The sequence below is a fragment of the Kocuria rosea genome (assembly GCF_023715525.1).
GTDB classification, from domain to species: Bacteria; Actinomycetota; Actinomycetes; order Actinomycetales; family Micrococcaceae; genus Kocuria; species Kocuria rosea_A.
This window is the reverse complement of record NZ_JAMBOG010000002.1, coordinates 96833-122028: the sequence shown is the minus strand read 5'-3', so window position 1 is coordinate 122028 and position 25196 is coordinate 96833. Positions and strand designations below refer to the sequence as shown.

The following is a 25196-nucleotide window of genomic DNA, read 5'->3' as shown; positions in this document are numbered from 1 at the left end:
CGCAGTAGGCTGTTGCGGTGCCACCTCCTGCCTTCCCCCCGACGACCACCGCGCCGACCCCCGCGCCGACTTCTGCGGCGACCACCGCACCGACGACGGTGCCGGGCTCCCTCGACTTCACGGCCATCGACTTCGAGACCGCCAACCGCTTCATCGGCTCCCCGTGCGCGGTGGGCCTGGTGCGGGTCCGGGACGGCGTCGTGGTGGAGGAGCGCTCGGCGTACATGCGCCCGCCGCGCACCCGCTCCGGCTTCGACCCCGGCAACACGCGCATCCACGGGATCACGGAGCGCACGGTCGCCGGGCACCCGGTGTTCGACCAGCTGTGGCCGCGGATCGAGGCCTGGATCCTCGCGGAGAACCCCGACGAGCTGGTCGTCGCGCACAACGCGGTCTTCGACATGGGGGTGATCCGCGCGGCGTGCGCCGAGACCGGGACGGTCCACGCCCCGCTGGCCTACGCGTGCAGCCTGACCCTCGCGCGGCGCGGCTACGACCTGCCGTCCTACGCGCTGCCGCGCGCCGCCGAGGCGGCCGGCGTCGCGCTGGAGCGCCACCACGACGCCCTCGAGGACGCCCGGGCGTGCGCGGGGATCGTGGTGGACCTCGTCCGCCGGGCGGGCGCCGGGACGGTGCACGAGCTGCTCACGGGCGTGGGCCTGGCGGTCAGGCGGCTGGTGCCCCCACTTCCCTGAGCCACCGCCGGGCGGCCTCCGCCACGACCTCGCGGGCGTCCAGCCGCGCCAGCCACCGCTGGGGCAGGGCTCCCGTCCCGAGGACGGCCGCGAGGACCGCCCCGGCCACGGCGCCGGTCGAGTCCGAATCGCCGTCGTGGGCCACGGCGAGGCCCACGCCGCGCCGGAACACCGCCTGCGGGTCCGCCGCGGCCGGGTGCTCGGCCTCGGCGCGCAGGGCCGCCCACACTCCGACGGCCAGGGCCTCCGGCGCGGTCCAGCCCTCGCCGAGCAGCCGGGTGAGCTCGCCCGGCTCCAGCGGGCCCTCGCCGACGGCGCGCACGGCGTCGTCGAGCAGGCGCAGGGTCTCGGCCACCGGGCGGGTGAGCTGCCCGGCCACCGCGCGGGCGGCGGCGACCGCCGCGGCCACGGGCCGCTCCACGCCCTCCCGGCGGGCGCGGACCGCGGCGTGGACCACGAACGCGTACACGGCCGCCGAGGACTGCGCCTCGGGGTGGCCGTGGGTGAGGGCCGCCCCGTTGATGGCCAGCGGCGCCAGCGTGCGCCAGCCGACGTGGGGGAGCAGCCCGAAGGGGGCCGAGCGCATCACCGTGCCGCAGCCCTTCGCGTCCGGCAGGATCGGGCGCTCGACCTCGCCCATCCGCCCGGAGCGCAGCGACGTCAGCACCGCGTTGCCCGGCGCACGGCGGGCGTGGAGCACCTCGTGGGCGTCGAGCCAGCGCGGCAGGGGCTGCGGGGCCTCGGCCGGGACGGGCTCGCCCTGGGTGCGCAGCCAGCGCAGGTAGGCCAGCCACAGGCACGCGGTCTCGTCGGCGGGCTGGCCCTCGTTGGCCCACTCGACGACCTCCTGGAGGGCGTCGAGGGTGTAGAGCGACATCTGGGTGTCGTCGGAGATCCGCAGCCGCCCGGCGTCGTCGTCGCTGCCGGCGTGGTCGCTGCGGGGGGCGCCGCCGCCGGGGTCGTCGAGCCCGCCCAGCCCGTCCGGGCCGAAGCGCTCGGCGAGCTCGGCGTGGCGGAGGAACTCGACGCGGTAGCCCACGGCGTCGCCGAGGGCGCCGCCGAACAGGGCCGCCCGCACGGAGTCGGCGTACTCCGGCCAGGTCGGGTCGAGGCCGGCGTCGGGCTGGAGCAGGGGTGCGGGCATGCGGTCAGTGTATCGGGGGACGCGCGGGGTCCCGTTCAAGAATGCTTCAGCCGGCCGTGGTTGCATGGGGAGGGCGCCCGCGCGCCTGCACCCTCCGACCGACACCCCGGCGCACCCCCTCGCGCCGCCCCGACCCAGGAGCCCCCATGACCGAGCACGGATCCACCGCCCTCGGCGGCCCCCCCGCCCAGCCCGTTGCCGCCGACCCCGTCACCACCGACCCCGTTGCCGCCCGGCCCGCCCCGGCGACCGGCCTCGTGGCCCCCGTCCCGGGCGCCCTGCGCAAGGAGACGGCCCCCGTGGACGACGCGGACGCCCCGTCCGCGCCGGCGCGCTGGGCCGCCGAGTTCGCCGGCACCGCCCTGCTGGTCTTCGCGGGCCTGGGTGCCGGGATGTTCGCGACCGAGGTCGTCGACTCCGCGCTCGGCTTCGGGCTGGGCCTGCTCGCCGCCCTGGTCGCCTTCGGCCACGTCTCCGGCGGCCACTTCAACCCCGCCGTGACCCTCGCCGCCGTCGTGGCGGGGCGGACCCCCGCACGCGCCGCGATCGGCTACGTCGCCGCCCAGGTCCTGGGCGCGCTCGCCGCCGCCGGCGTGCTGCGGGCCGTGCTCGGCACCCTGCTCGACGGCGCCACCACCGCCCAGGTGCTGGGCGCCGTCGCCAACGGCTACGGGGAGAACTCCACGTCCCAGGCGGGCTGGCCCACGGTGCTGCTCGTGGAGTTCGTGGTGACCACCCTGTTCGCGCTCGTGGTCCTCGGCGCCACCTCCCGGCGGGCCAACGCGGCACTGGCGCCCCTGGCGATCGGCGCCGCCCTCGTCCTCCTGCTCACCGTCGCGGCCCCGTTCGACGGCGGATCGCTGAACCCGGCCCGCTCGACCGGCGCGGCCGTGGTGGCCGGCGGGACGCACCTGCCCCAGCTGTGGCTGTTCTGGGCCGCCCCGCTGCTCGGCGGGCTCGTCGCCGGGCTCGTGCACCGCGTGGCGGACCTCGCCGGCCCGGGCCGCACCCGCACGCGCACCGGCGCCCCGGCCCAGCAGCCCCTCGGGACCGCCGCGGCGGAGTGACCGGGCAGCGCCGCGGCGCTGCCCTGTCCGGCGGTGCCGCTAGATTGACCGCATGCGCTTCCTCCACACCTCGGACTGGCACCTGGGACGGTCCTTCCACGGGCAGGGCACCCTCGAGGTGCAGCGGGCCGTGCTGGCCGAGCTCGTCGCCTGGGTCCGCGAGCACGCCGTCGACGTCGTCCTCGTCCCCGGGGACGTCTACGACCAGGCCCAGCCCCGCGCGGAGGTCGTGGAGCTGCTCGGCGGGGCGCTCGCGGACCTGCGCGCGGCGGGCGCCCAGCTGGTCCTCACCAGCGGCAACCACGACTCCGCCATGCGCCTGGGCTTCGGGGGGCCCCTGCTCGAACCGGGCGGGGTGCACCTGCGCACCCGCGTCGAGGACGTCGACCGCCCCGTGGTCCTGCCCGACCCCGCCGGCGGCGCGGTACTCGTCTACGGGGTCCCGTACCTGGAGCCCCGGGCCGTCGCGACGGCGCTGGGCACCACCCCGGACCACCCCTCGGTGACGGCCGCGGCCCTGGACCGGGTCCGCGCCGACGCCGCGCGCCGCCGGGAGGAGCTCCAGGGTCCCGTGGCCGTGGTCGTCCTCGCCCACACCTTCGCCTCGGGAGCCGCGGGCACGGACTCCGAGCGGGACCTCAACGTCGGCGGGCTGGGCACCGTCCCGCCGTCCGTCTTCGCCGGCGCCGACTACACGGCCCTGGGCCACCTGCACCGCCGGCAGCTGGTGACGGACACCGTGCGCTACAGCGGCTCCCCGGTGGCCTACTCGTTCTCCGAGACGGACCACCGGAAGGGCGCCTGGCTCGTCGACCTGGCCCCCGGGTCCGCGCCCGAGGTGCGGGCCCTCGACCACGCGCACGGGCACCGGCTCGCCCGGCTGCGCGGCACCCTCGCCGAGCTGCTGGCGGACCCGGCGCTGACGGTGCACGAGGACGCCCTGTGCCAGGTCGTGCTCACCGACGACCACCGTCCGCCCCACCCCATGGACTCCGTGCGCACCCGCTTCCCGCGCACCCTCGAGCTGCGCTTCGAGCCCGCCGCCGCGCCCGAGGACCGGGAGCGCACCTACGCCGCCCGCGTCGCCCGCGCCGAGGGGGCGCTGGAGGTCTGCTCCGCCTTCTACGAGCACGTCCGCCGCCGGCCCGTGGCCGAGGACGAGGCCCGCGTGCTCGGCGCCGTGGTCGAGACCGTCCGGGCGGGGGAGGCGCCCGCGTGAGGCTGCACCGCCTGGAGATCGCCGCGTTCGGCCCCTTCGCCGGCCGGGAGGTCATCGACTTCGAGCCCCTCAACGACGCCGGGCTGTTCCTGCTCAACGGGGTGACCGGTGCGGGCAAGACCAGCGTGCTGGACGCCCTGTGCTTCGCCCTCTACGGCTCCGTGCCCGGCGGGCGCACCCGCAACGCCCTGCGCAGCCACCACGCCGAGCCGACGGCCGCGCCCGAGGTCGAGCTGGAGTTCACGGCGGCCGGGCGCAGGTTCCGGCTCACCCGCTCGCCGTACTGGGAGGCGCCCTCCGCCCGCGCGGCCTCGGGCACGTCCACCCGGCAGGCCAGGGCGCTGCTGGCGGAGCGGGACGCCGGCGGGACGTGGGTGCCGAGGGCGACCCGCCTCGACGACGTCGGGGAGCTCGTCAAGGAGGTCGTGGGGCTGTCCAAGGAGCAGTTCACCCAGGTGATCCTGCTGCCCCAGGGGGAGTTCGCGGAGTTCCTGCGCGCCAGCTCCGCGGACCGGGAGGCCGTGCTCGAGCGGTTGTTCGGCACGGCCTTCTACGAGCGGGTCCAGGAGGAGCTGGCCGCCCGCTCGCGGGCCGCCAGGGCCGCGGCCGAGGCCGCCGCCGCGGACGTCGCCCGGCTGGTGCGCGACGCCGGCCGCGAGCTGGCGCACGTCCGCTCCCTCGACGCCGGTCCCGAGCAGGGGCAGGACGCCGGCGAGGAGGACGCTGAGCAGAGCGGCGAGGACGCCGGTGACCGCGCCGACGGCGGGCCCCCCGGTGCGGGGGCCGGTCCGGAGGCCGCGGGCCCGGCCGTGGCCGCGGTCCGGGAGCGCCTGCTCGCGGCGCTGGCCCGCGCCCGCACCGCGCACGAGCGGCTCGACGGGCGCCTGGCGGACGCCGAGCGACGCGCGAGCGCGCTGCAGGACGAGCTGCGGCTGCGGCAGCGGCTCGCGCAGCTGCGCCGCGAGGAGGACGAGCTCGACCAGCTGCGCCCCGGCGTCGACGAGGACCGGGCGGCCCTCGCCCGTCACCGGGCCGCCGCGCCCCTGCGGATCGTGCTCGACGCCCGGCGCCGGGCCGGGGACGCCCTGGCCGAGGCGCGGGAGCAGCGGGCGGGGATCCTCGCGGAGGCGGCCGCGGACGAGGCGCTGCTCGCGGCCGCCGCCGCCCTGGTGCCCGGGCGCGGGACGGGCTTCGCGGAGGTCGCCGCGGGGCAGCGGCCGCCGGACGAGGCGCTGCGGGCCGCCGCCGACGAGGCCCTCGCCGGCGTCCGCCAGAGCCGGCGGCGGGAGCCCGAGCTCGAGCAGCTCGCGTCCGCCGCGGCGGAGCTCGCCGAGCAGGTCCGGACCGCCGAGCGGACCCGGGCGGGCCTCGACGAGCTCGCGTCCCGGCAGGACGCCGACCGTGACGCCCTCGACCGGGCCGTCGCGGAGCTGGCCCCCCGGGCGGACGCCGCCCCGGACCGGCGCCGCGCCGCCGAGGACGCCGCGCGGGTGCTGGCGGCCTCGCGCGAGCTCGAGGCCGCCGCCGCCCGGGACGAGCAGGAGCGGCAGCGCTACTCCGCGGCCGAGCGCACGCGCCGGGAGGCCGCGCAGGAGGCCGAGCGGCTCCAGCAGCGCCGCTTCGAGGAGGCCGCCGGACTGCTCGCCGCCGATCTGCGGGACGGGGCCCCGTGCCCCGTCTGCGGCAGCGAGGAGCACCCCTCGCCGGCCGGCGCCGCCGGCGGGACCACCGTCTCGGCGCAGGCGCTGGGGGAGACCCGGGCCCGCCGCGACGCCACGGCCGACGACGCCGAGGCGGCGCGCGGGCGCTACGAGGCCGCGCACGAGGCCGTCGTGCGCCTCCGGGCCGGCGGGGCCACCGACGATCCCGGCGCCGCGCAGGCCGCGGCGCACGAGGCGGCGGCCGAGGCCGACCGGGCGGAGGCCGCCGTGCGCGAGCTCGCCGAGGCCCGGGCCGGCCTGGACCGGCTGCGCGAGGCCCGGGAGCGGACCGATCAGGAGCGCCACGAGGCCGACGTGGCCGGGTCCGCGGCCCGCGCCCGGCTCGAGCAGACGACGGCGCAGCTCGAGGCCCTGGCCGCCGAGCTGACGGCCGCCGCCCAGGGCTTCGCCGGTCTCGCGCACAAGGAGGCCGCCGCCGAGCGGCTGGTCACGGTGCTGGGGCGCGTGGCCCGGGCGCACGACGCGCAGGAGCGCGCCGAGGCGGCCGACGCGGACGCCGCCGCGCAGCTGCGGACCGTCCTGGAGGACTCCGCCTTCGCGGGGGAGGAGGAGCTCGCCCGCGCCCTCCTCGCCCCCGACGAGGCGCAGCGGCGGCAGGAACGGGTCGACGACCTCGACGGACGCGCCCTGCGCGTGGCGGCGGAGCTCTCCACCCCCGAGCTGACCGGTGTGCTGGCGCAGGAGGCCGCCGGCGCGGCCGCTGCGGACCCCGGGGCCCTCGCCGCGGCGCGGGCCGCGCTCACCACCCTGCGCGGGGAGCGCGACGGCAGCACCGGACGGCTCGCGGGCCTGGAGGCCCTCCGGGACCGCCTCGACGGGCTGGCCGCGGAGGCGGCGGAGGCCGACGCCGCGGCCGAGGCCGCCGCCGCCGAGGCCCGCGTGCTGCGCGAGCTCGCGGACACCGCCAACGGCACGTCCTCGGACAACGTCCTGCGCATGACCCTCAACTCCTTCGTGCTCGCCGCTCAGCTGGAGGAGGTCGCCGCCGCGGCCACCGCCCGGCTGGAGCGGATGACGGGCGGACGGTACCGGATCGTGCACACGGACGCCAAGGACGGCGGGCGCAAGTCGGGGCTCGGGCTGCAGATCGAGGACGCGTGGACGAACGCGCGGCGCGGGACCGAGTCCCTGTCCGGCGGCGAGACGTTCATGGCCTCGCTCGCCCTGGCGCTGGGGCTGGCGGACGTGGTCCAGGCGCAGGCCGGCGGGGTGGAGATCGACACGCTCTTCGTGGACGAGGGCTTCGGCAGCCTCGACGAGGAGACCCTCGAGGAGGTCATGGACACCATCGACGGGCTGCGCGAGCGCGGCCGGGTGATCGGCCTCGTCTCCCACGTGCAGGAGATGAAGACCCGGATCCCGCACCAGATCCACGTGCGCCGCTCCCCGGGCGGGTCCACCCTGTCCGTCAGGGTCTGAGCTCCCCGGCTAGGCTGGGTCCCGCACCCGACCGACGCCCGGAGGAACCGGAGGACCTGTGAGCAGCACCCGCGCCCCCGAGCTGCTCGGGCGGATGGCCGCCGTCGTCGACGCGCCGCTGGCCGACTCCCGGCAGCTGGCCGCGGTCAGCGGCCTCCTGTTCCCCGTGCTGACGCTGATGGTGCGCCTGCCCCAGACCATGGTGCCGCTGGGCGTGCTCACCACGGTCGGGCTGGTCACCGGCTCGCCCGCCCTGGGCGCGCTGTGCGCCGGCGCGGTGACCTTCGGCTCGGCCCTGTGCGGGATCGCGATGGGCGCGGCGGCCTCGTGGCGCCACCGCCGGCTCGTCCTGGTCCTGCTCACCCTCCTCCACCCGCTGGCGCTCTGGTGGATCGTCCGGCTGCTCCCCGGCCCCGACGCACCGGCCGACCCCGCCCGGCTCGTCCCCGCGTGCCTGCTCGCGGGCCTGGTCCTGCCGCAGATGGGGGTCGTGTGCCGGCTGCGCTGGCTCTCCCTGCTGTGCCGCGACTCCCGGGAGGACCTCGTCGACGCGGCGCTGCGCCACGAGAGCGTCATGGACTCCCTGGGCACCGTCCTGGCGGCCCTGCTCGCCGGGGTCGTGGCGGTCACCCTGGGGCCCGGGGCCGTGCTGGCCCTCGCCGCGGGCCTCACCCTGGTGGGCACCGCGGCGGTCCTGCTGCACCGCTCGGCGCGGCTGCCACCGGCGGCCCTCCACTACCGGCCCCCGCTGCCGCCCGCGCCCACGCGGGCTGCCCGGCAGCACCGGCGGCGGCTCCGGGAACTGCGCCTGCTGCCCGTCGTGGGGACCACGGCGCTGGGCGCCCTCGTGGGCTCCATGCTCGGGGCCGTCGCGGTGTTCGCGTTCTCGGTGGACGCCCTCGTCTCGGTGAGCTGGCTGTACGCCGTCGCCGGCCTGACGTCCGTCCTGGCGGCGGTGCTGGGCTCCTCCGGGGCCGCCACGGGCGGGCTGTGGAACCGCTGGGTGGTCGCGGCGGCCGCGTCCGTGCTCGCCTCGATGCTCCTGTCGATCCCCGACGACTCCGTGGGGATGGTCGTGGTGCTGGCGCTCGCCGGGCTCACGATCGGGCCGGGCCTCGTGGCGGTCTACGAGATCGCCGCCCTCGTGGCGCCCAGCGCCCGGGTCACGGCCCTGACCACGGTGATGACCGCCGGCATGAGCGTCGGGCTGACCCTGGGCCTGGTGCTCTCCGGGTGGTCGGGGGAGCACTGGGGCTACCGGACCGCCGCGCTGTTCCCCGTCCTGTCGGCGGCGGTGGGGCTGGCCGCCGCGCTGCGCTTCGTCCACCGCTGGCGGCGCACCGCGCCCCCGGCGCCCCGGCCCGCCGGCGGCTGAGCTCCCGGCGCCTCCGGGCCCGGGGCGGTGAAGCACACCGAGCCCGGGCAGTGCCCCGGGGTGTGCACCGCGGTCAGGGTCGGCCCGCCGACGGCCTCCACCACCTTGGCCGGGTCGTGGGCGGGGTCGATGAGCAGGCACGCCTGGTCGTCGCCGACGACCCACACGTCGTCCTCCACCACCCAGGTGCCCCGTCTAGGGATCCTCCGCGGACCTCTGCGGGGGATCGCGGGGGACCTCCCGCGCACGGCGCAGGAAGTCCACGGCACCGTGCCGCGCGGCGCGGGCGGTCAGCACGTCCACGTGGCCGCGGCCCGGGACGAGGAGGACCTCCGTGGGGGCGCCCGCGGCCCGGCGGCGGCGGGCCAGCTCCTCCGGCTCCGCCCACGGGTCCTCCGCCCCGGCGAAGAGCAGGGCCGGCTGGGGCGGCACCGCGGTGTCCGGGTCGAAGGGGTCCGCCCCGACCCGCCGCGCGAACTCGGTCCACGCCCGGGCGCGCCGGTCGTGGTCCGTTCCGGGCCCGGACGCGGGCCGGCCGGTGAGCGCGGCGGCGAGCGCGCGGGCCGCGGGCGAGGCATCGGGGGCGCCCTCGAGGGCCCGGCCGAGCTCGGCCAGCCGGTCCCCGGCGCCGAGCCCGCCGAGCACGAGGGGCCCGGTGCCGGGGCGGCGGACGGCCGCCGCCCACGCCAGCTGGGCACCGAGGGAGTAGCCCACCAGCGGGACCGGCCGCCCGGCGCCGAGACCGTCGACCAGCTCGGTGATCCGCCCGACGAGCCCGGCCCGGGTCGTGCCGGCCAGGTCGGTGCCGGGCTCCGGCCCGTGACCGGGCAGGTCCACGCCCAGCGGCCGGAAGCCGGCGCGCTCCAGCGCGGAGGCCCAGCCCGTGCGCACCCACCCCGAGAACGCCGCAGCGGCGAACCCGTGGATCAGCACCACGGGTTCGCCGCTGCGGTTCTCGCCGAGCTCGAGGAGCTCCATGCGCGGTGCCCGTCCGCGGGCGGACGGCGCCGTCCTAGCTCTCGGAGCGGTCGTCGGCGGAGTAGTCGATGTGCTCGTGCTGGAGGCGCAGCTTGCGGCCCTGGTCGACGAGCTTCTCCTTCTTCTTGTCCACCTTGTCGATCTGGCGGGTGTCCCGCGGCGGGAGCTGGATGGTCTCCTCGGCCTTGATGCCGCCCTGGAGCTCACGGGCGCGCTCCACCTCGGCGTCGATCTCCGCGCCCAGCAGCAGGACGTTGTTGATGATCCAGATGCCGAGCAGCAGGGCGATGACGGAGCCGATGATGCCGTAGGTGGCGTTGTAGGACGAGAAGTTGCTCACGTAGAACGAGAACGCCGCCACGGCGACGGCCGCCACGAACAGGGCGACCAGCGAGCCCAGGCTGATCCAGCGGAACTTGGGCTGCCGGACGTTCGGGGTGAAGTAGTACAGCACGGCGAGCAGCAGCACGGCCAGGGCGACGACGGCGGGCCACTTCGCGATGTTCCACACCATCACGGTGGTGTCGCCGAGGCCGACGAGGTCCCCCACGACCCGGGCGAGGTCCCCGGAGAGGATGAGCGCCACCAGGATCACGGCCACGATGAGGACCGACACGAGGGTGACGAGGATGTTCATGGGCCGCAGCTTCCAGATGGGCCGGCCCTCCTCGACCTCGTAGATGCGGTTCATGGCCCGGCCGAACGCGCCGGTGTAGCCGGACGCCGTCCACAGGGCGCCGAGGATGCCGGTGACCAGGGCGAGCCCGGCCCCCGTCTGCGTGGTGAGGTTGTTGATGGGCCCCTGGAGCAGCGTGGTCAGCTCCGGCGGGGCGTACTGGCCGAGCCAGCCCGTGATCGCCCGCGTCGTGGCCTCGCCCTGCCCGAAGACGCCGAGCAGCGAGACGAGGGCGAGCAGGGCGGGGAAGAGCGAGAGCACCGCGAAGTAGGTCAGCGACGCGGCGAGATCGGTGCACTTGTCCTTGGAGAACTCGGAGAGCCCCCGCTTGAGGATGTAGCCCCACGAGGGCTTGCTGAGCTCGGTGGGGCTGTCGGGCTTCCGGGCGTCCTCCGGGTCCGGAGCGGTGTGCTCCCGGGACCGGCTGTCCTGGCTGGTGTCCTGGGCCATGCTGCGTCCTTCGAGGTCGGCCGCCGGGTGCGGGGCGCGGGACTCCGGGCGGCGGCGGGGGCGTGTGGGGGATGTCTCGTGCATCAGTGTACTGATGAATGCCCGGGGTGGGCGACAATGGAGCGTCGGACCACCGCTCCGACCAGGCCGGACCCTCCGAGAGGACCCTCGTGACCACGCGCACCGTCGCCGCCCAGGTGGACTTCACCGCCGAGACCGACCACCTCGCGGTGTTCTCCCTCGCCGTCGCCCGCCCCGGCGGCGCGGCCCCGGCCGGGGAGAGCCTGCGCCTGCTGGTGGACGGGCGGCAGGTGCCGCTCGAGGAGAGCCTGGACCTGCACGGCACCCGCCTGCACCTGGCCCGCGTGCCCGGCGGCACCGAGTGCTCCGTGTCCTACCGGCTGGAGCTGGACGGCGCCCCCGCCGCCCCGCCGGCCGATCCGGTGGACCACGTGCGCTACACGCGGCCCAGCCGCTTCTGCCCCTTCGACGAGATGGTCGGCACCGCGCAGGCCCTCTTCCCGGGCGCCGCCGGCGGGGCCGGCGGCTACGGGACGCTCCAGGCGGTGCGGGACTGGGTGCACGAGCACCTCGACTACGTCCCGGGCGCGTCGGCCGGCACCGACACCGCGGTGGACACCTTCCTCAGCCGCCGGGGCGTGTGCCGCGACTACGCGCACCTGGTGATCACGCTGCTGCGGGCCCTCGCGATCCCCGCCCGGCTGGTGTCGGTGTACGCGCCCGGGCTCGACCCGATGGACTTCCACGCCGTCGTGGAGGCCTGGCACGACGGCACCTGGTACGTCCTCGACGCCACCGGGCTCGCCCCGCGCTCGGAGTTCGTGCGCATCGCCACGGGGGCCGACGCCTCGGAGACCGCCTTCATGACCACGCTGGGCGGGAGCATCGCGCTGGGCGGGATGCAGGTGTCCGCCGCGTCCTCGGCGCGCGCCGAGGAGGACCCGCGGGCCCGGGTGGTCCTTCCCCTGTAGCCGGCGGGCTCAGAGGGAGGTGACGGCGTCCCGCAGGCGCTCGGCCAGCCGGGTCAGGATGAGCAGCTCCTCCTGGTCCAGGCCCGCGGTCATGAGCTCGTGCACGTGCAGCCGGAACTGCTCGGCGATCTCGAGCTGCATGGCCCGGCCCTTCTCCGTGAGGCGGATCCTCAGGCCTCTCAGGTCCTGGGGATCCTGCCAGCGATGCACCAGCCCCTTCAGCTCGAGGCGCTCGAGCATGCGGCTGAGGCTGGACTGCGTGAGCAGGACGTACTCGTTGAGCTCGTTGAGCCGCATCCCCGCCTCGTCGGCACGGGAGAGGTTGAAGAGCACGTCGTACTCACGGGCGGACAGGTCCGCGAACTCGGGTTGTCGCTGCAGGCGCCGCATCACCGCCACCTGGGCCCTGTAGAGGGCCTCCCAGGCGTCGGCGCTCGTCTGCACGCGATCTGTCTCTCTGCGGGGCACGCCTTCATGCTACGACCGCGTTTCATCGATGCACCCGGGCGCGGGTGTCCCCCTTTCGGGGGCCCCTCCGGGGCCCGGAGGCCGACGCCGAGGCCGGCGGCGGGCCGTTGCCGGGATGACCAGCGCCGATGCTCCGGGGACGGCCCGGGGGTGCCGGGACGGGCCCAGACACCCCCATGGGTTTTCTTGTGCAAACGTCCACGAAAGAGCACGTGCGCGCACGCTGTCACACGGTGCTCAGCCGCGGACCGGCGCCTCCTGCTGCCCGGCGGGCGCCCCGGTGCGCGCCCGCACGCGCGCCGCGTGGGTGGGGCCGTCCGGCACGTGGGCGGGGCGCCGGGCGTCCAGCTCCCTGCGCAGCTCGGGGAGGACGTGCTCGCCGAACAGGTCCAGCTGCTCCAGCACGGTGGCCAGGGGCAGGCCCGCGTGGTCGATCAGGAACAGCTGCCGCTGGTAGTCCCCGAAGTACTCCTGGAAGCCAAGCGTGCGCTCGAGCACCTCCTGCGGGGAGCCCACGGTCAGCGGCGTCTGCGCCGTGAAGTCCTCGAGGGAGGGACCGTGCCCGTACACGGGCGCGTTGTCGAAGTAGGGGCGGAACTCCCGCACGGCGTCCTGGGAGCTGGGGCGCATGAAGAACTGCCCGCCGAGGCCCACGATCGCCTGGTCGGCGGCGCCGTGCCCGTAGTGCTCGTAGCGCTCCCGGTAGAGGTCGATGAGCCGCTTGAAGTGCTCCCGCGGCCAGAAGATGTTGTTGGCGAAGAAGCCGTCGCCGTAGTAGGCGGCGACCTCGGCGACCTGCGGGGTGCGGATCGAGCCGTGCCACACGAACGGCGCGACGCCGTCGAGCGGCCGCGGGGTCGAGGTGAAGTGCTGGAGCGGGGCGCGGAAGGTCCCGGTCCAGTCCACGACCTCCTCGTCCCACAGCCGGCGCAGCAGGGCGTAGTTCTCCACGGTGAGGTTCACGGAGTCCTGCTGGCGCTTGCCGAACCAGGGATAGACCGGCCCGGTGTTGCCGCGGCCCAGGGTCAGGTCCGCCCGGCCCTGCGCCACGTGCTGGAGCATCGCGAAGTCCTCGGCGATCTTCACGGGATCGTTCGTGGTGATCAGCGTGGTCGCCGTGGAGAGGATGATGCGCTCGGTCTGCGCGGCGATCGCCGCCAGCAGCGTGGTGGGCGAGGACGAGAAGAACGGCGGGTTGTGGTGCTCCCCGATCGCGTAGACGTCCATCCCGATCTCCTCGACCTTGCGGGCGATGGCGATCTGGGCCGTGATCCGTTCGTGCTCGGTGGGCGTCCGCCCCGTGGTCGGGTCGGGGGTGATGTCCGAGACGCTGAACACGCCGATCTGCATGGGTCCTCCTGGTGCGGGTCCGCGGGACGCGGCGGGGTGCCGCGACGCCGTCATCCGGAAAACGTGGATACGTCACTAATTATTCCGGGGGGCCGTGCGCGCGGCGATGCGCTCCTCGCGCCGGCGGGAGCGGGCGAGCCGCCGGGACTCCAGGAGGCGGTAGAGCACCGGCACGAGCACCAGGGTCAACAGCGTCGAGGACGCCAGGCCGCCGATCACCACGACGGCGAGGGGCTGGGAGATGAAGCCGCCCTCGCCCGTGAGCCCCAGCGCCATGGGTGTCATGGCGAGCACCGTGGCCAGGGCCGTCATGACGATGGGGCGCAGGCGCCGGGCCGCGCCCTTCTCGATCGCCTCCTCGAGCCCCATCCCGTGCTCGGGACCGCGGTACTGGTTGATGAGGTCGATGAGCACCACCGCGTTGGTCACCACGATGCCCACGAGCATGAGCACGCCCACCAGTGACGCCAGGCCCAGCGGCACGCCGGAGACGAGCAGGGCCAGCACCGCGCCCGTCGCGGCGAAGGGGATGGAGACCAGCAGGATCAGCGGCTGGGCCAGGGACCGGAAGGCCGCCACGAGGACGATGTAGACGATGGCGATCGCGGCGAGCACGGCGAGGCCCAGCTGCTGGAACGTCGACCGCTGCTCCGTCGCCGCGCCGCCGAGCTCGGCGGCGGCCCCCTGCGGCAGCTCGAGCGCGGCGAGGGCGTCGGCGACCTCCGCGGACGTGGTGCCCAGGTCGTCCGTGCCCGGGGTGACGGCGATGGTCGCGGTGCGCCGGCCCCCGCTCGAGGTGATGGTCTCCGGCGTCAGCACCTCCTCGACCCGGGCGACGTCGGACAGCCGCGCCGCCCCGCCCTCGGCGGGCACCGGCAGGGCGCGCAGCTGCTCGACGCTGGCCACCGCCCGCCCCTCGCCGATGCGCACGGCGACCTGGTCGGCCTGGAGCTCGACGGTGCCGGCCGGGATGGGGTTGACCGTGCCGGCGAGCAGCCCGGTCACCTCCTCCTCGGTCAGCCCGCGGGCGGCGGCGGCGGCACGGTCGACGGTGACGACGACGGCCGGCTGCGTGGCGGCGAGGTTGCTGGTGACCTGCGTGGCCGAGCCGATGCCGCGCATCGCCTCGACCACCGCTTCGTCCGCCGCGGCGAGTGCGTCCTGGTCCGGGGCGGTGATCTGCACCTCGACGTCGCTGCTGGTGAAGCCCTGGCTGCCCCCGACCTCGAACTCGCCCGCGCCCTCCAGCTCGCCCAGTTCCCGGCGCACGGTCTCGCGCAGGGCCACCTGGTCGGCCTCCGGGTCCGTGACCACGCTGTAGGTCGCGCTGTTCGTCCCGTTGCCCGGCAGGAAGGCCGAGAAGCCGCCGCCCGGGCCCATGGTGACCTGCACGTCGCGGATCCCGTCCGTCCGGGCGAGCACGGCCTCGGCCTCGGCGGCCCTCTGCTCGGTGACCTCCAGGGCGGTGCCCGGCGGCAGCTCCTGGTCGATCGTCATGGTGTTCTGCCCGGTGTCGCCGAGCAGGTTCGTGGGCAGGGTCGGCAGCAGCGCCGCCGTCCCGGCCAGGACCAGCACGCTCGCCGCCAGGGTCAGCCCCGGGTGGCGCTGGGTGCCGCGCAGGACGGGCAGGTAGGCCTTCTCCAGGCGCGTGGTCGGCGCCGGGGCCGCCCGTGCCCACGGGGCGGGGCGGGAGGGCCGGGCCGACGCCCGCCCGCGCCGGGACCGCGCCAGCCGGGGGTCCCGCAGGAACCAGTACGCGAGCACCGGGACGATGGTCAGCGACACGACCAGGGAGGACAGCAGCGCGAGGGTCGTCGTCAGCGCGAAGGGCCGGAACAGCTCGCCGGTCACGTCCCCGACGAAGGCGATGGGCACGAACACCGCCACGGTGATCAGGGTCGAGGCCGTGACCGCCCCGGCGACCTCCCGCACCGCGGTGAGGATCGCCCGGGTCCTGGCGTTGGCCGGGTCCGTGCTCAGGTCGACGGTCCCGTAGTGGCGCTTGATGTTCTCGATGACCACGATCGAGTCGTCCACCACGCGCCCGATCGACAGCGTCAGGGCGGCCAGCGTCAGCAGGTTCAGCGAGTAGCCGAGGGCGTCGATGCCGATGAAGGTGGCCAGCAGGGACAGCGGGATGGAGATCGCCGTGACCAGCGTGGAGCGCAGCGAGGCCAGGAACACGAGGATCACGAGCACCGCGAAGACGAGGCCGAGCAGGCCCTCGATCGTCAGGTCGTGGATGGAGCGCTCGATGTAGGGGGCCTGGTCGAAGATCGGGGTGATGCGCGCGCCGCTGCCCAGCTGCTCCTCGAGCTCCGGGACCATCCCCGTGGCGGCGTGGGAGATCCCGACCGTGTCGCCGTCGGGGGTCTTGGTCACGGACACCGCCAGCGTGGGCTCGCCGTTGGTGCGGGTGATCGAGGTCTGCTCCTGGTCGACGAGCTCCACGGTCGCCACCTCGCCCACCGTGACCGGCTGCTCCCGGTCCCCGGCCAGCGGGACGGCCCGCACGGCCTCGAGGGAGTTCAGGGGGGAGCCGGCCTGGACCGGGATGCTGGTCCCGGCGCCGTCGACCGTGCCCACCGGCACCAGGCCACCGCTCTCCTCCAGGCCCGTGCGGATGTCGGCGGGGGTGGCTCCCGCGGCGGCCAGCCGTGCCGGGTCCGGCAGGATGGACACCGCCTGCTCCGGGGCGCCGCTGACCTCGGCGGAGCGCACGCCCTCGATCTGCTGCAGCTCCGGGACCGTGAGCCGCTCGAGGTCCGCGGCGAGGGCGCTGAGCTCCTGGTCGGAGGAGACGGCGAGGAAGAGGATGGGGAAGTCCGCCACGGACCCGGCGAAGGAGGTCGGCTCGACGTCCTCGGGCAGCTGCCCGGCGGTGTTGGAGATCGCCCGCTCGACCTGGTTGCGCGCCCGGTCGAGGTTCGTGCCGTACTCGAAGCCCAGCCGGATGCTCGACAGCCCGCTGCTCGAGGTCGACGACGACGTCTCCAGGCCCTCCACGATGTTCAGCGCGCGCTCCAGCGGCTGCCCCACCTGCTCGTCCACGACGGCGGCGGAGGCCCCGGGCATCGCGGAGACGACGCTGATGACCGGGATCTCCAGGGACGGGATCAGCTCCTGCTTCATCGAGCGCAGGCTGAAGACGCCGAACACGGCCACGAACAGGGTGATGAGGACGATCAGGGCACGGTTGGCCATGGAGGCCCGGGCGAGCTGGAACACTCGTGCTCCTCGTGTGTGGGTGTGCCGGGGAAGAGCGCCGGCACGGATCGTTCCCAGCCTAGTCCGGGGACGACGGAGGCCCCGAACCGGTGGGTCGGGGCCTCGGTCGCAATGCCTCGCGGCCGGCGCGTCAGCGGATGCCGAGCACCCGGGCGGTGTGGCCCATGACCTCGTCCGCGAGCTGCGGGTGCTCGTCGAGCTTCACGCCGTAGGACGGGATGAGCTCCTTGATCCGGGGCTCCCACGCGGGCATCCGGGCGGGGAAGGCCTTGCCGAGCAGGTTGAGCATGATCGGCACGGCCGTGGAGGCGCCGGGGGAGGCGCCCAGCAGGCCGGCGATGGAGCCGTCCGCGGAGGTGATGAGCTCGGTGCCGAACTGCAGTACGCCGCCCTTCTGCTTGTCCCGCTTCATGACCTGCACGCGCTGACCGGCCTCCACGAGCTCCCACTGCGAGCCGTCGGCGGTCGGGAAGAACTGCTGCAGGGCCTCGACGCGCTGCTTCTTCGTCTTCGCGAGCTCGCTCAGCAGGTACTTCACGAGGTCCAGGTTGGCCAGGCCCGCGCGGGTCATCGGGTAGATGTTGTGCGGGCGCACGGACAGCGGGAGGTCCAGGAAGGAGCCCTGCTTGAGGAAGTTGGGCTTGAACCCGCCGTACGGGCCGAAGAGCAGGGCGCGCTTGCCGTGCTCGTAGCGGGTGTCGAGGTGGGGGACCGACATGGGCGGGGCGCCCACGGAGGCCTGGCCGTAGACCTTGGCGTCGTGCTGGGAGGCCACGGCCTCGACGGTGTTGCGCAGCCACAGGCCGGAGACGGGGAACCCGCCGTAGCCCTTGGCCTCGGCGATGCCGGACTTCTGCAGCAGCGGCAGGGCGCCGCCGCCCGCGCCCACGAAGACGAACCGGGCCCGGACGAGCCGGTGGTCCTCGTCGTTGAGCCGGTTCTTCACCCTGGCGACCCAGCTGCCGTCGCTCTGGCGGTCGAGGTCCACGACCTGCTGGCCGTAGCGGACGGTGCCGCCCTTCGCCTGCAGGTGCGCGACCTGCTGGCGGGTGAGCTCGCCGAAGTCGACGTCGGTGCCCTCGGGGGACCAGGACGCGGCCACGCGCCCCGCGCCGCGGCCGTGCATGGTCAGGGGGGCCCACTCGGCGATCTTCTCGCGGTCCTCGGTGAACTCCATGCGCTCGAACAGCTTGTGCGGCTTGAACGCCTCGTAGCGCCGGCGCAGGTAGTCGGCGTGGGCGTCGCCGAAGACCAGGGACATGTGCGGGACGGGGTTGATGAACGTGCCGGCGTCCTGGAGCTTGCCCTCGGAGACGAGGGAGGCCCAGAACTGGCGGGAGAGCTGGAACTGCTCGTTGATGCTCAGGGCCTTGGCCGGGTCCACGGAGCCGTCCGCGGCCTGCGGTGCGTAGTTGAGCTCGCACAGCGCGGAGTGACCGGTGCCGGCGTTGTTCCAGACATTGGAGCTCTCGGCGCCGACCTGGTCCAGGCGCTCCAGCAACGTGATCCCCCACTGCGGCTCGAGCTCCTTGAGGAACACGCCGAGCGTGGCGCTCATGATGCCTCCGCCGATCAGGAGGACGTCGGTCGATTCCGTTGCCTGAGGTGATGTCACAGTCGCTGCTCCCGTTGGACGGCCGGCGCTCCGGTGCGCCGGTGAATGGTCGGGAACAGAGTAACGCTCCGCGCCGACGTTTCCGGAATCCCGGGGTCCCCGCCGCCCGGAAGCTCAGCCGGCCGGGTCGAGGCGGACCCGGTTGAACTGCTCGAAGCCCGTGGACGTCAGGGGGAAGGACTCGACCGAGCCGTCCACCGCCACGGCGGAGATCGGGTGGGCGAGGGGAACGGCCGGCAGGAGGCGCGAGACGCGGTTGTTGATGGACACGTATGCCCCCGAGCGGTCGTCCCCGTCGGGCAGCCTCGCGGCGCGGTTGACGACCCCGAACAGGGAGGTCTCCGCCAGGCCGAACTCGCCGTTGGGGGTGCCGAAGAGCGCGGCCATGAAGTAGTCGGGGTCGCGGTAGCCGCCGTTCCAGCCCAGCAGGTGCAGGGCGTGGTCGCCGTCGGGGTCCTGCACCTGCTCCACGTACCCGTCGGACCAGTCCACGGGGACCGGCTCGATGACGAAGCCCGCGCGCACCAGCTGCGCGGCGATGTCCGCGTAGACCTTCTCCGGCTCCTGCATGTACGTCCGCGACGTGTTGCGGGGGTAGTAGAACCGCAGCGGCTCGCCGTCGTAGCTGGAGGACGCGAGCAGCTCCCGCGCCCGCTGCGGGTCGTAGGAGGGGACCCGCAGGTCCGTGCCGTCCAGCGCGAAGCGCGCCGGCAGGAACTGGTCGGCCACCCGGGTGCCGTCCGGGTAGTGCTCGCGCACGATCGCCCCCCGGTCCACCGCGGCGGCGATGGCGGCGCGCACCTCCGGGTCGTCGAGCGGCTCGACGTCCTGGTTGATGCCCAGGTAGGACACCGAGTACGGGTCGCGCTGGAGCACCTGGACGCCGTGCCGGGCCAGGGGCGCGAAGGAGTCCAGGCCGACCTGGTCGTAGCCGTCGACCTGGCCCCGGCGCAGGGCCACGTAGCGCAGCTCGGGCTCGGCGATCGTGCGGAACTCGAGGGCGCCGATGTCGCCCAGCTCGCCCCAGTAGTCGGGGTTCGCGGTGAGCTCCACGGACGCGCCGTCGCCCGAGGCGTACCGGAAGGGGCCGGTCCCCACGGGGTGCTCGCCCTGGGTCCCCGCGGCCAGCGACGCCGGGGAGGCGATCCCGAAGGCCGGCTGGGTCAGGGCCCGCAGCAGCGGGGTGTGCTCCGTCGCCAGGGAGAGCACCACCGTGGAGGGCGAGGGCGCGGTGCAGTCCTCGTAGACGGGCGCCGTGCCGCGCGCGTTGGTGCGGAAGACGGTGTCGAAGGGCGTCAGGGACCCGTCGGCCCCGAGGGACTCCCAGCGCTCGAAGTTGGCGCACACCGCGGCGGCGTCCAGCTCCGTGCCGTCGTGGAAGCGCACGTCCTCGCGCAGCGCGAAGGTGTAGGACAGCCCGTCCCCGGACACCCTCCACGACGTCGCCAGCGCCGGCGCCGGCTCTCCGGTCGAGGGGTCCGCGGCCACGAGGCCGTCGAGCACCTGCGTGGCGATCCGGGAGGTCTCGAGGTTGTCGACCGTCGCGGGGTCCAGGGTGGGCGCCTCCGCGGCATTCGCGAAGACGAACGTGCGGGTGGGCACGGCCGGGGCCCCGGAGCCCGCCGGGCCGGGCGCGTCCTCGCCGGGGGAGCAGGCGCTCAGCCCGACCAGCCCGGCGACGAGCAGGAGCGCGGCCGCGGTGCGGGGGGTTCGCCTGGGCGCCATGGGTCCTTCGCTGCCTCGCCGGGTCGGTCGTCGCTGTGGGGCCTCGGCCCCGGGCCGGGCCCGGGGCCGAGCGGTGCGCGAGGCGGGACTCGAACCCGCACGCCGGTCAGGGCACAGGAACCTAAATCCTGCGTGTCTGCCAGTTCCACCACTCGCGCCGAAGGGCCCCTCGGGACCCCCGCCCATCCTAGCCTCAGGCGGTGAGCCCGAGGTCCCGGCGCAGCTTCGCGACGTGGCCGGACGCCTTGACGTTGTACTGGGCGAGCTCGACGGTCCCGTCCGCGCCGACCACGACGGTGGAGCGCACGAGGCCCTCGTAGGTCCTGCCGTAGTTCTTCTTCTCGCCCCAGGCGCCGTAGGCCTCGGCCACCTTGTGGTCGGGGTCGGACAGCAGCGGGAAGGTGAGGGACTGGTCCCGGGCGAAGCGGGCCAGCGCCTCCGGGCCGTCGGGGGAGATCCCCAGCACGGCGAAGCCCTCGGCCGTGAACCGGTCGAGGCTGTCGCGGAAGTCGCAGGCCTGCGTGGTGCACCCGGGCGTGGCGGCCTTCGGGTAGAAGTAGACGACGGTGCGCCGGCCGCGGTGCTCGGCCAGGGAGACGGGGCGGCCCGAGGCGTCGGGCAGGGTGAAGTCCGGGGCCTGCTGGCCCGGCTCGAGACGTGCGGCCATGGGTGGTCCTCCGTGGGGTCGGGCAGCGCGGGGCGCTGCGGGCGTGGTCCGGTCCCCGAACCCTACCGCCGGCTTCCCGGGCCGTCCTGGCGGCCCGCAACGGCGTGATCCGGACGACTCGGCGTTCACGTGGAGTGAAATGCTCGTAAGTTTGCTTAGCATGGTGCTGATTTCCCCCTTCCGGGTCGGTAGAATGCTTCGCATGCCTTTCACCACTCAATGGCCGACAAATCGACTGCTATCGACGGCTGCGCGGCTCGTGGAGCACGCGTGGAACGAACGCCTCGCCTCGCTCGGCGTGACCCATGCCGGGGTCATGGCCCTCGACGTCCTCCAGACGGCGGGGAGCATGACCCAGGCCCAGCTGGCCCACCGGGTGCGGGTCCAGGCCCAGACCATGGGCAAGACCCTGCACCGGCTCGAGCTCCACGGCCACGTCACCCGCTCCAAGAACGTGCGGGACCGGCGCAGCCACCTCGTGTCGATCACCCCCGAGGGCCAGCGGATCCTCGAGGCCGCCACCCAGCTCGAGGACGAGCTGGTGGGGGACGGGCTGCTCACCGACGAGTCCCTGCGCCGCACCCTCGCCGACATCATCACCACCCTGGGCGGTGCCCGCTGGAAGCTGCGGGTCCAGCCCGACGGCACCGTCACCGACGCCGGCTCGCCCGACGCCACCTCGGCCGAGGAGGTCCGGGACACGGCCGAGGCCATCGCTCCGGCCGACACCTCCTCCTGATCCCCGCTCCGCGCACCCGCGGCGGCGGGTGCGGGGTGCGGGCGCGAACGGCACGGGGCGCGACGGGGTCGCCGGCCCGTGCGTGCACGTGGGCGGGGACCGCGGCCCAGGGTCTCCGCGAAGGGCCACCCGGGACGCCTGCGCGTTCCGGGTTTTTTGCTGCCCGGGCGCGGCCGACGAGGGCCCGGGTGCGGCGCAGGGCCGGGTACGACGAAGGCCCGACCGGGCGTTCTGCCTGGTCGGGCCTTCGTTCGTGGGTGCGCCCCCTCGGACTCGAACCGAGAACCCATTGATTAAGAGTCAATTGCTCTGCCAATTGAGCTAGAGGCGCTTGTCGTGCGGCAAGAACACTAGCACGGACCCGGTCCGTGGACCGAATCGTGCGTCCCGGCTCGCGCCGTTCCTCGCCTCGCAACGAGAGAAGACTCTACCACGTCGTCCGTGCTTGTCCACTCGGCCCCGGCCGCCGCGGGCCCGTCTAGCATGGCGGTCATGGCTTCCGCACCGTCCGGCGCGCCCTCGTCCGCGCCCCCGCCCCCGCTGCCACTGTCCGCGCTGCGCGTCGTCTCCCTGCCCGAGCAGCAGCTCGTCGACCACCTCGCCGGCCGCGTGCCCGGCTTCCGCTACGTGCTCTGGGACATGGCCGGGGACCCGGTGGGGGCGCGCCCCGACGAGGTGGACGTGGCGGTGGCCCCCTACGCCACGAGCGCCTGGCGGCACGCCCTCCCCTCGGCGACCGGGCTGAAGCTGGTGCAGCTGCAGACCACGGGCTTCGACGGGGTGCCGGAGGCCGTCGGCCCGGACCTGGCGCTGACCACCGCGGGGTGGGTGCACGCGGCCGGCACGGCCGAGCTGGCGCTCGGGCTGATGATCGCCGCCCAGCGGGAGATCCCCCGCGCCGTGCTGCAGCAGCGCGAGGGCGTCTACGCCCGCTTCGAGAGCCGCTCCCTGGCCGACAGCCGCGTGCTGGTGCTCGGGGTGGGCGAGATCGGCTCCGCCGTCGTGGACCGCCTGCGCCCCTTCGAGGTCGAGATCACCCGGGTGGCGTCCCGCGCCCGCACCGACGAGCACGGTCCCGTCCACGGGGTGGACGAGCTGCCCGGGCTGCTGGCCCGCACCGACGTCCTCGTCGTGACCCTGCCCTCCAGTCCGGCCACCGACGGGCTCGTCGGCGCCCGGCTGCTCTCCCGGCTGCCCGACGACGCGCTCGTGGTCAACGTGGGCCGCGGCCGCGTGGTGGACACCCCAGCCCTGACGGCGGAGGTCGTGTCCGGCCGGCTGCGCTGCGCCCTCGACGTCGTCGAGCCGGAGCCGCTGCCCGCCGACCACCCGCTGATGCGGGCCCCCGGCTCGCTCCTCACCCCCCACACGGGCGGGTCCAACGCCTCCTTCCGCCCCCGGGTGCGCCGGCTGCTCGAGGCCCAGTTCGAGCGGCTCGCGGCCGGGGAGCGCCCCCTGTTCCTGCAGCAGGAGGGCCGCCTGGCCTTCCCGCCCGCCCGGTCGTAGGCCGCACGTGCCTTGTCTCACATCGTGGGACAGGGGGTCCGAAGTTTGACACCCTTCGTCCGGAGGCAGAGCATTGAGCCATGCAGCTCAGCCTCGGTGTCGTCCAGCTCACGGTACGCGTCCTCGTCGGACGCGGGGCCTGAGCCGCCGACTCATCGAGCGCAACGGGCCCTGTCGCACCACCGGTGCAGCGAGGGCCTTTTTTCTTGCCCGGCACCACCGGGGCGGCGGGGCGAGACGGAACCATCGAGACCACGAAGGACAGCGACATGAGCAAGGGACAGCCGATCAGCCCGGCGCTGATGGCCACCAAGCGGGTCGACACCGCCGCCGACCACCGGCCTCCGGGGGCCCCCGAGCACGTCGTCCCGGCCGCCCCGGTCGTCCACGGCCCCGGCAACACCGTGCCGCCCATGCAGATGACCGGCTCGCAGGCCGTCATCCGGTCGCTGGAGGAGCTCGGCGTCACCGACGTGTTCGGTCTGCCCGGCGGCGCCATCCTGCCGACCTACGACCCGCTGATGGACACCGACCGGATCAACCACATCCTGGTCCGCCACGAGCAGGGCGCCGGCCACGCCGCCGAGGGCTACGCGCTGGCCTCGGGCCGCGTGGGGGTGTGCATCGCGACCTCCGGGCCCGGCGCCACCAACCTCGTCACCGCGATCGCGGACGCGCACATGGACTCCATCCCCATGGTCGCGATCACCGGCCAGGTCTCGTCCAAGGTGATCGGCTCGGACGCCTTCCAGGAGGCGGACATCGTCGGCATGACGATGCCCATCACCAAGCACTCCTACCTCGTGACCCGCGCCCAGGACATCCCGCGCGTGCTCGCCGAGGCCTTCCACCTCGCCTCGACCGGCCGGCCCGGCCCCGTGCTCGTGGACATCGCCAAGGACGCCCAGCAGGACACCATGACGTTCTCCTGGCCGCCGCGGATGGACCTGCCCGGCTACCGCCCCGTCTCCCGCGGGCACTCGAAGCAGATCCGCGAGGCCGCCCGGCTCATCGCCGCCGCGCAGCGCCCCGTGCTCTACGTGGGCGGCGGGACCATGCGCGCCGACGCCGCGGCCGAGCTCATGGAGCTGGCCGAGCTGACCGGGGCCCCGGTCGTCACGACCCTCACCGCCCGCGGCGTGTTCCCCGACTCCCACGAGCAGAACCTCGGCATGCCGGGCATGCACGGCACGGTCCCCGCCGTGTACTCGATGCAGCAGGCGGACCTGCTGATCACCCTGGGCGCGCGCTTCGACGACCGCGTCACCGGCCACCTCGAGACGTTCGCCCCCACCGCCCAGGTGATCCACGCGGACATCGACCCGGCGGAGATCTCGAAGAACCGCACCGCCGACGTCCCGATCGTGGGCGACGTCAAGGAGATCATCCCCGACCTCGTGACCGCGGTGCACCAGGAGTTCGAGCGCAGCGGCACCCCCGACCTCTCCGCGTGGTGGTCCACCCTGAGCAGCCTCCGGGCCACCTACCCCCTCGGCTACCCCAAGCCGGCCGACGGGCTGGGCACCCCGCAGTACGTCGTCGAGCGCCTCTCGGCCCTCACCGGCCCCGAGGCCGTGTACGTCGCCGGCGTGGGCCAGCACCAGATGTGGAGCTCGCACTTCGTGCAGTACGAGCGGCCCCGGCAGTGGCTGAACTCCGCCGGCCTGGGCACCATGGGCTTCGCCGTGCCGGCCGCGATGGGCGCCAAGGTCTCCCAGCCCGAGCGCACCGTGTGGGCGATCGACGGCGACGGCTGCTTCCAGATGACCAACCAGGAGCTCGCCACCTGCGTCATCAACAACATCCCCATCAAGGTGGCGGTGATCAACAACTCCTCGCTGGGCATGGTGCGCCAGTGGCAGACGCTGTTCTACGACGGCCGGTACTCCAACACCGACCTGAACACCGGCCACGACAGCATCATGGTCCCCGACTTCGTGAAGCTCGCCGACGCCTACGGGTGCGCCGCCCTGCGCTGCACCCGCGACGAGGACGTGGACGACGTCATCAAGCAGGCCCTCGCGATCAACGACCGCCCCGTGGTGATCGACTTCGTGGTCTCCGCCGACGCGATGGTGTGGCCCATGGTCCCCTCCGGCGTGTCCAACGACCAGATCCAGATCGCCCGCAACATGACCCCCGACTGGGACGAGGAGGACTGA

Annotated in this window: 18 protein-coding genes and 2 tRNA genes; 9 read left to right on the top strand and 11 right to left on the bottom strand. The window is 74.9% G+C overall.

The genetic code is table 11. From position 1 onward, the window contains the following. The first annotated feature begins 17 nt into the window (after positions 1 to 17). Positions 18 to 695, top strand: coding sequence for a 3'-5' exonuclease (locus M3185_RS01830; protein WP_251331965.1), 678 nt, complete (start codon positions 18 to 20; stop codon positions 693 to 695). Here M3185_RS01830 and M3185_RS01825 read toward each other — a convergent pair. Beyond that, on the bottom strand, positions 667 to 1839 hold the full coding sequence (locus M3185_RS01825; protein WP_251331964.1) for an ADP-ribosylglycohydrolase family protein: 1173 nt from the start codon (positions 1837 to 1839) through the stop codon (positions 667 to 669). The genes M3185_RS01830 and M3185_RS01825 overlap by 29 nt on opposite strands. A gap of 146 nt (positions 1840 to 1985) precedes the next feature. Between M3185_RS01825 and M3185_RS01820 the strand changes: the two genes are divergently transcribed. The 4 genes from M3185_RS01820 to M3185_RS01805 are packed head-to-tail and all read left to right on the top strand — an operon-like array spanning position 1986 to position 8640. Next, positions 1986 to 2906: an aquaporin gene (locus M3185_RS01820; protein WP_251331963.1), complete on the top strand. Its 921-nt coding sequence runs from the start codon at positions 1986 to 1988 to the stop codon at positions 2904 to 2906. 52 nt (positions 2907 to 2958) lie between these two features. Beyond that, positions 2959 to 4125 carry an exonuclease SbcCD subunit D gene (locus M3185_RS01815; RefSeq protein WP_251331962.1) on the top strand — a complete coding sequence of 389 codons (1167 nt, stop codon included), beginning with the start codon at positions 2959 to 2961 and terminating at the stop codon, positions 4123 to 4125. Further along, on the top strand, positions 4122 to 7265 hold the full coding sequence (locus tag M3185_RS01810; RefSeq protein ID WP_251331961.1) for an AAA family ATPase: 3144 nt from the start codon (positions 4122 to 4124) through the stop codon (positions 7263 to 7265). Before M3185_RS01815 ends, M3185_RS01810 begins: the two co-directional genes overlap by 4 nt. 58 nt (positions 7266 to 7323) lie before the next feature. Beyond that, a complete protein-coding gene (locus M3185_RS01805; protein ID WP_251331960.1) occupies positions 7324 to 8640 on the top strand; it encodes a hypothetical protein in 1317 nt (438 codons plus the stop codon). 195 nt (positions 8641 to 8835) lie between these two features. On the opposite strand, the gene M3185_RS01795 is transcribed toward M3185_RS01805, so the two are convergent. Next, entirely contained in the window at positions 8836 to 9618 is a 783-nt protein-coding gene (locus M3185_RS01795) for an alpha/beta fold hydrolase (RefSeq protein ID WP_251331959.1), read from the bottom strand. 34 nt (positions 9619 to 9652) lie between these two features. Beyond that, positions 9653 to 10744, bottom strand: a complete 1092-nt coding sequence (locus tag M3185_RS01790; RefSeq protein WP_251331958.1) for a YihY/virulence factor BrkB family protein — start codon at positions 10742 to 10744, stop codon at positions 9653 to 9655. Between the two features lie 170 nt (positions 10745 to 10914). Here M3185_RS01790 and M3185_RS01785 point away from each other — a divergent pair, with 170 nt between their 5' ends. Next, complete coding sequence (locus M3185_RS01785; RefSeq protein ID WP_251331957.1) at positions 10915 to 11736, top strand: transglutaminase-like domain-containing protein; 822 nt, start codon at positions 10915 to 10917, stop codon at positions 11734 to 11736. Positions 11737 to 11745: 9 nt separating this feature from the next. On the opposite strand, the gene M3185_RS01780 is transcribed toward M3185_RS01785, so the two are convergent. From M3185_RS01780 to bcp, 7 genes are all read right to left on the bottom strand, one after another. Continuing rightward, a complete protein-coding gene (locus M3185_RS01780) occupies positions 11746 to 12204 on the bottom strand; it encodes a MarR family winged helix-turn-helix transcriptional regulator (RefSeq protein WP_251331956.1) in 459 nt (152 codons plus the stop codon). 237 nt (positions 12205 to 12441) lie between these two features. After that, positions 12442 to 13554 (bottom strand): LLM class flavin-dependent oxidoreductase, encoded by a 1113-nt coding sequence (locus tag M3185_RS01775; protein ID WP_251331955.1) that lies wholly within the window; start codon positions 13552 to 13554, stop codon positions 12442 to 12444. 75 nt (positions 13555 to 13629) lie between these two features. After that, the gene (locus M3185_RS01770) at positions 13630 to 16782 is read right to left on the bottom strand and encodes an efflux RND transporter permease subunit (RefSeq protein WP_251331954.1); all 3153 of its coding nucleotides are present in this window, start codon (positions 16780 to 16782) and stop codon (positions 13630 to 13632) included. Positions 16783 to 16912: 130 nt separating this feature from the next. Continuing rightward, the gene (locus M3185_RS01765; RefSeq protein ID WP_308222163.1) at positions 16913 to 18397 is read right to left on the bottom strand and encodes a malate:quinone oxidoreductase; all 1485 of its coding nucleotides are present in this window, start codon (positions 18395 to 18397) and stop codon (positions 16913 to 16915) included. Positions 18398 to 18511: 114 nt separating this feature from the next. Next, the gene (locus M3185_RS01760; RefSeq protein WP_251331952.1) at positions 18512 to 20122 is read right to left on the bottom strand and encodes an ABC transporter substrate-binding protein; all 1611 of its coding nucleotides are present in this window, start codon (positions 20120 to 20122) and stop codon (positions 18512 to 18514) included. Between the two features lie 74 nt (positions 20123 to 20196). Further along, positions 20197 to 20280, bottom strand: a tRNA-Leu gene (locus tag M3185_RS01755). 35 nt (positions 20281 to 20315) lie between these two features. Then, positions 20316 to 20789 carry a thioredoxin-dependent thiol peroxidase gene (bcp, locus tag M3185_RS01750; protein WP_251331951.1) on the bottom strand — a complete coding sequence of 158 codons (474 nt, stop codon included), beginning with the start codon at positions 20787 to 20789 and terminating at the stop codon, positions 20316 to 20318. Positions 20790 to 20991: 202 nt separating this feature from the next. On the opposite strand from bcp, the gene M3185_RS01745 reads away from it, so the two are divergent. After that, positions 20992 to 21528 (top strand): MarR family winged helix-turn-helix transcriptional regulator, encoded by a 537-nt coding sequence (locus M3185_RS01745; protein ID WP_251331950.1) that lies wholly within the window; start codon positions 20992 to 20994, stop codon positions 21526 to 21528. 258 nt (positions 21529 to 21786) lie between these two features. Here M3185_RS01745 and M3185_RS01740 read toward each other — a convergent pair. Further along, positions 21787 to 21859: transfer RNA gene (locus M3185_RS01740), tRNA-Lys, on the bottom strand. 161 nt (positions 21860 to 22020) lie between these two features. On the opposite strand from M3185_RS01740, the gene M3185_RS01735 reads away from it, so the two are divergent. Further along, positions 22021 to 23034: an NAD(P)-dependent oxidoreductase gene (locus M3185_RS01735; protein ID WP_251331949.1), complete on the top strand. Its 1014-nt coding sequence runs from the start codon at positions 22021 to 22023 to the stop codon at positions 23032 to 23034. Positions 23035 to 23303: 269 nt separating this feature from the next. Then, positions 23304 to 25196, top strand: a complete 1893-nt coding sequence (locus M3185_RS01730; protein WP_251331948.1) for an acetolactate synthase large subunit — start codon at positions 23304 to 23306, stop codon at positions 25194 to 25196.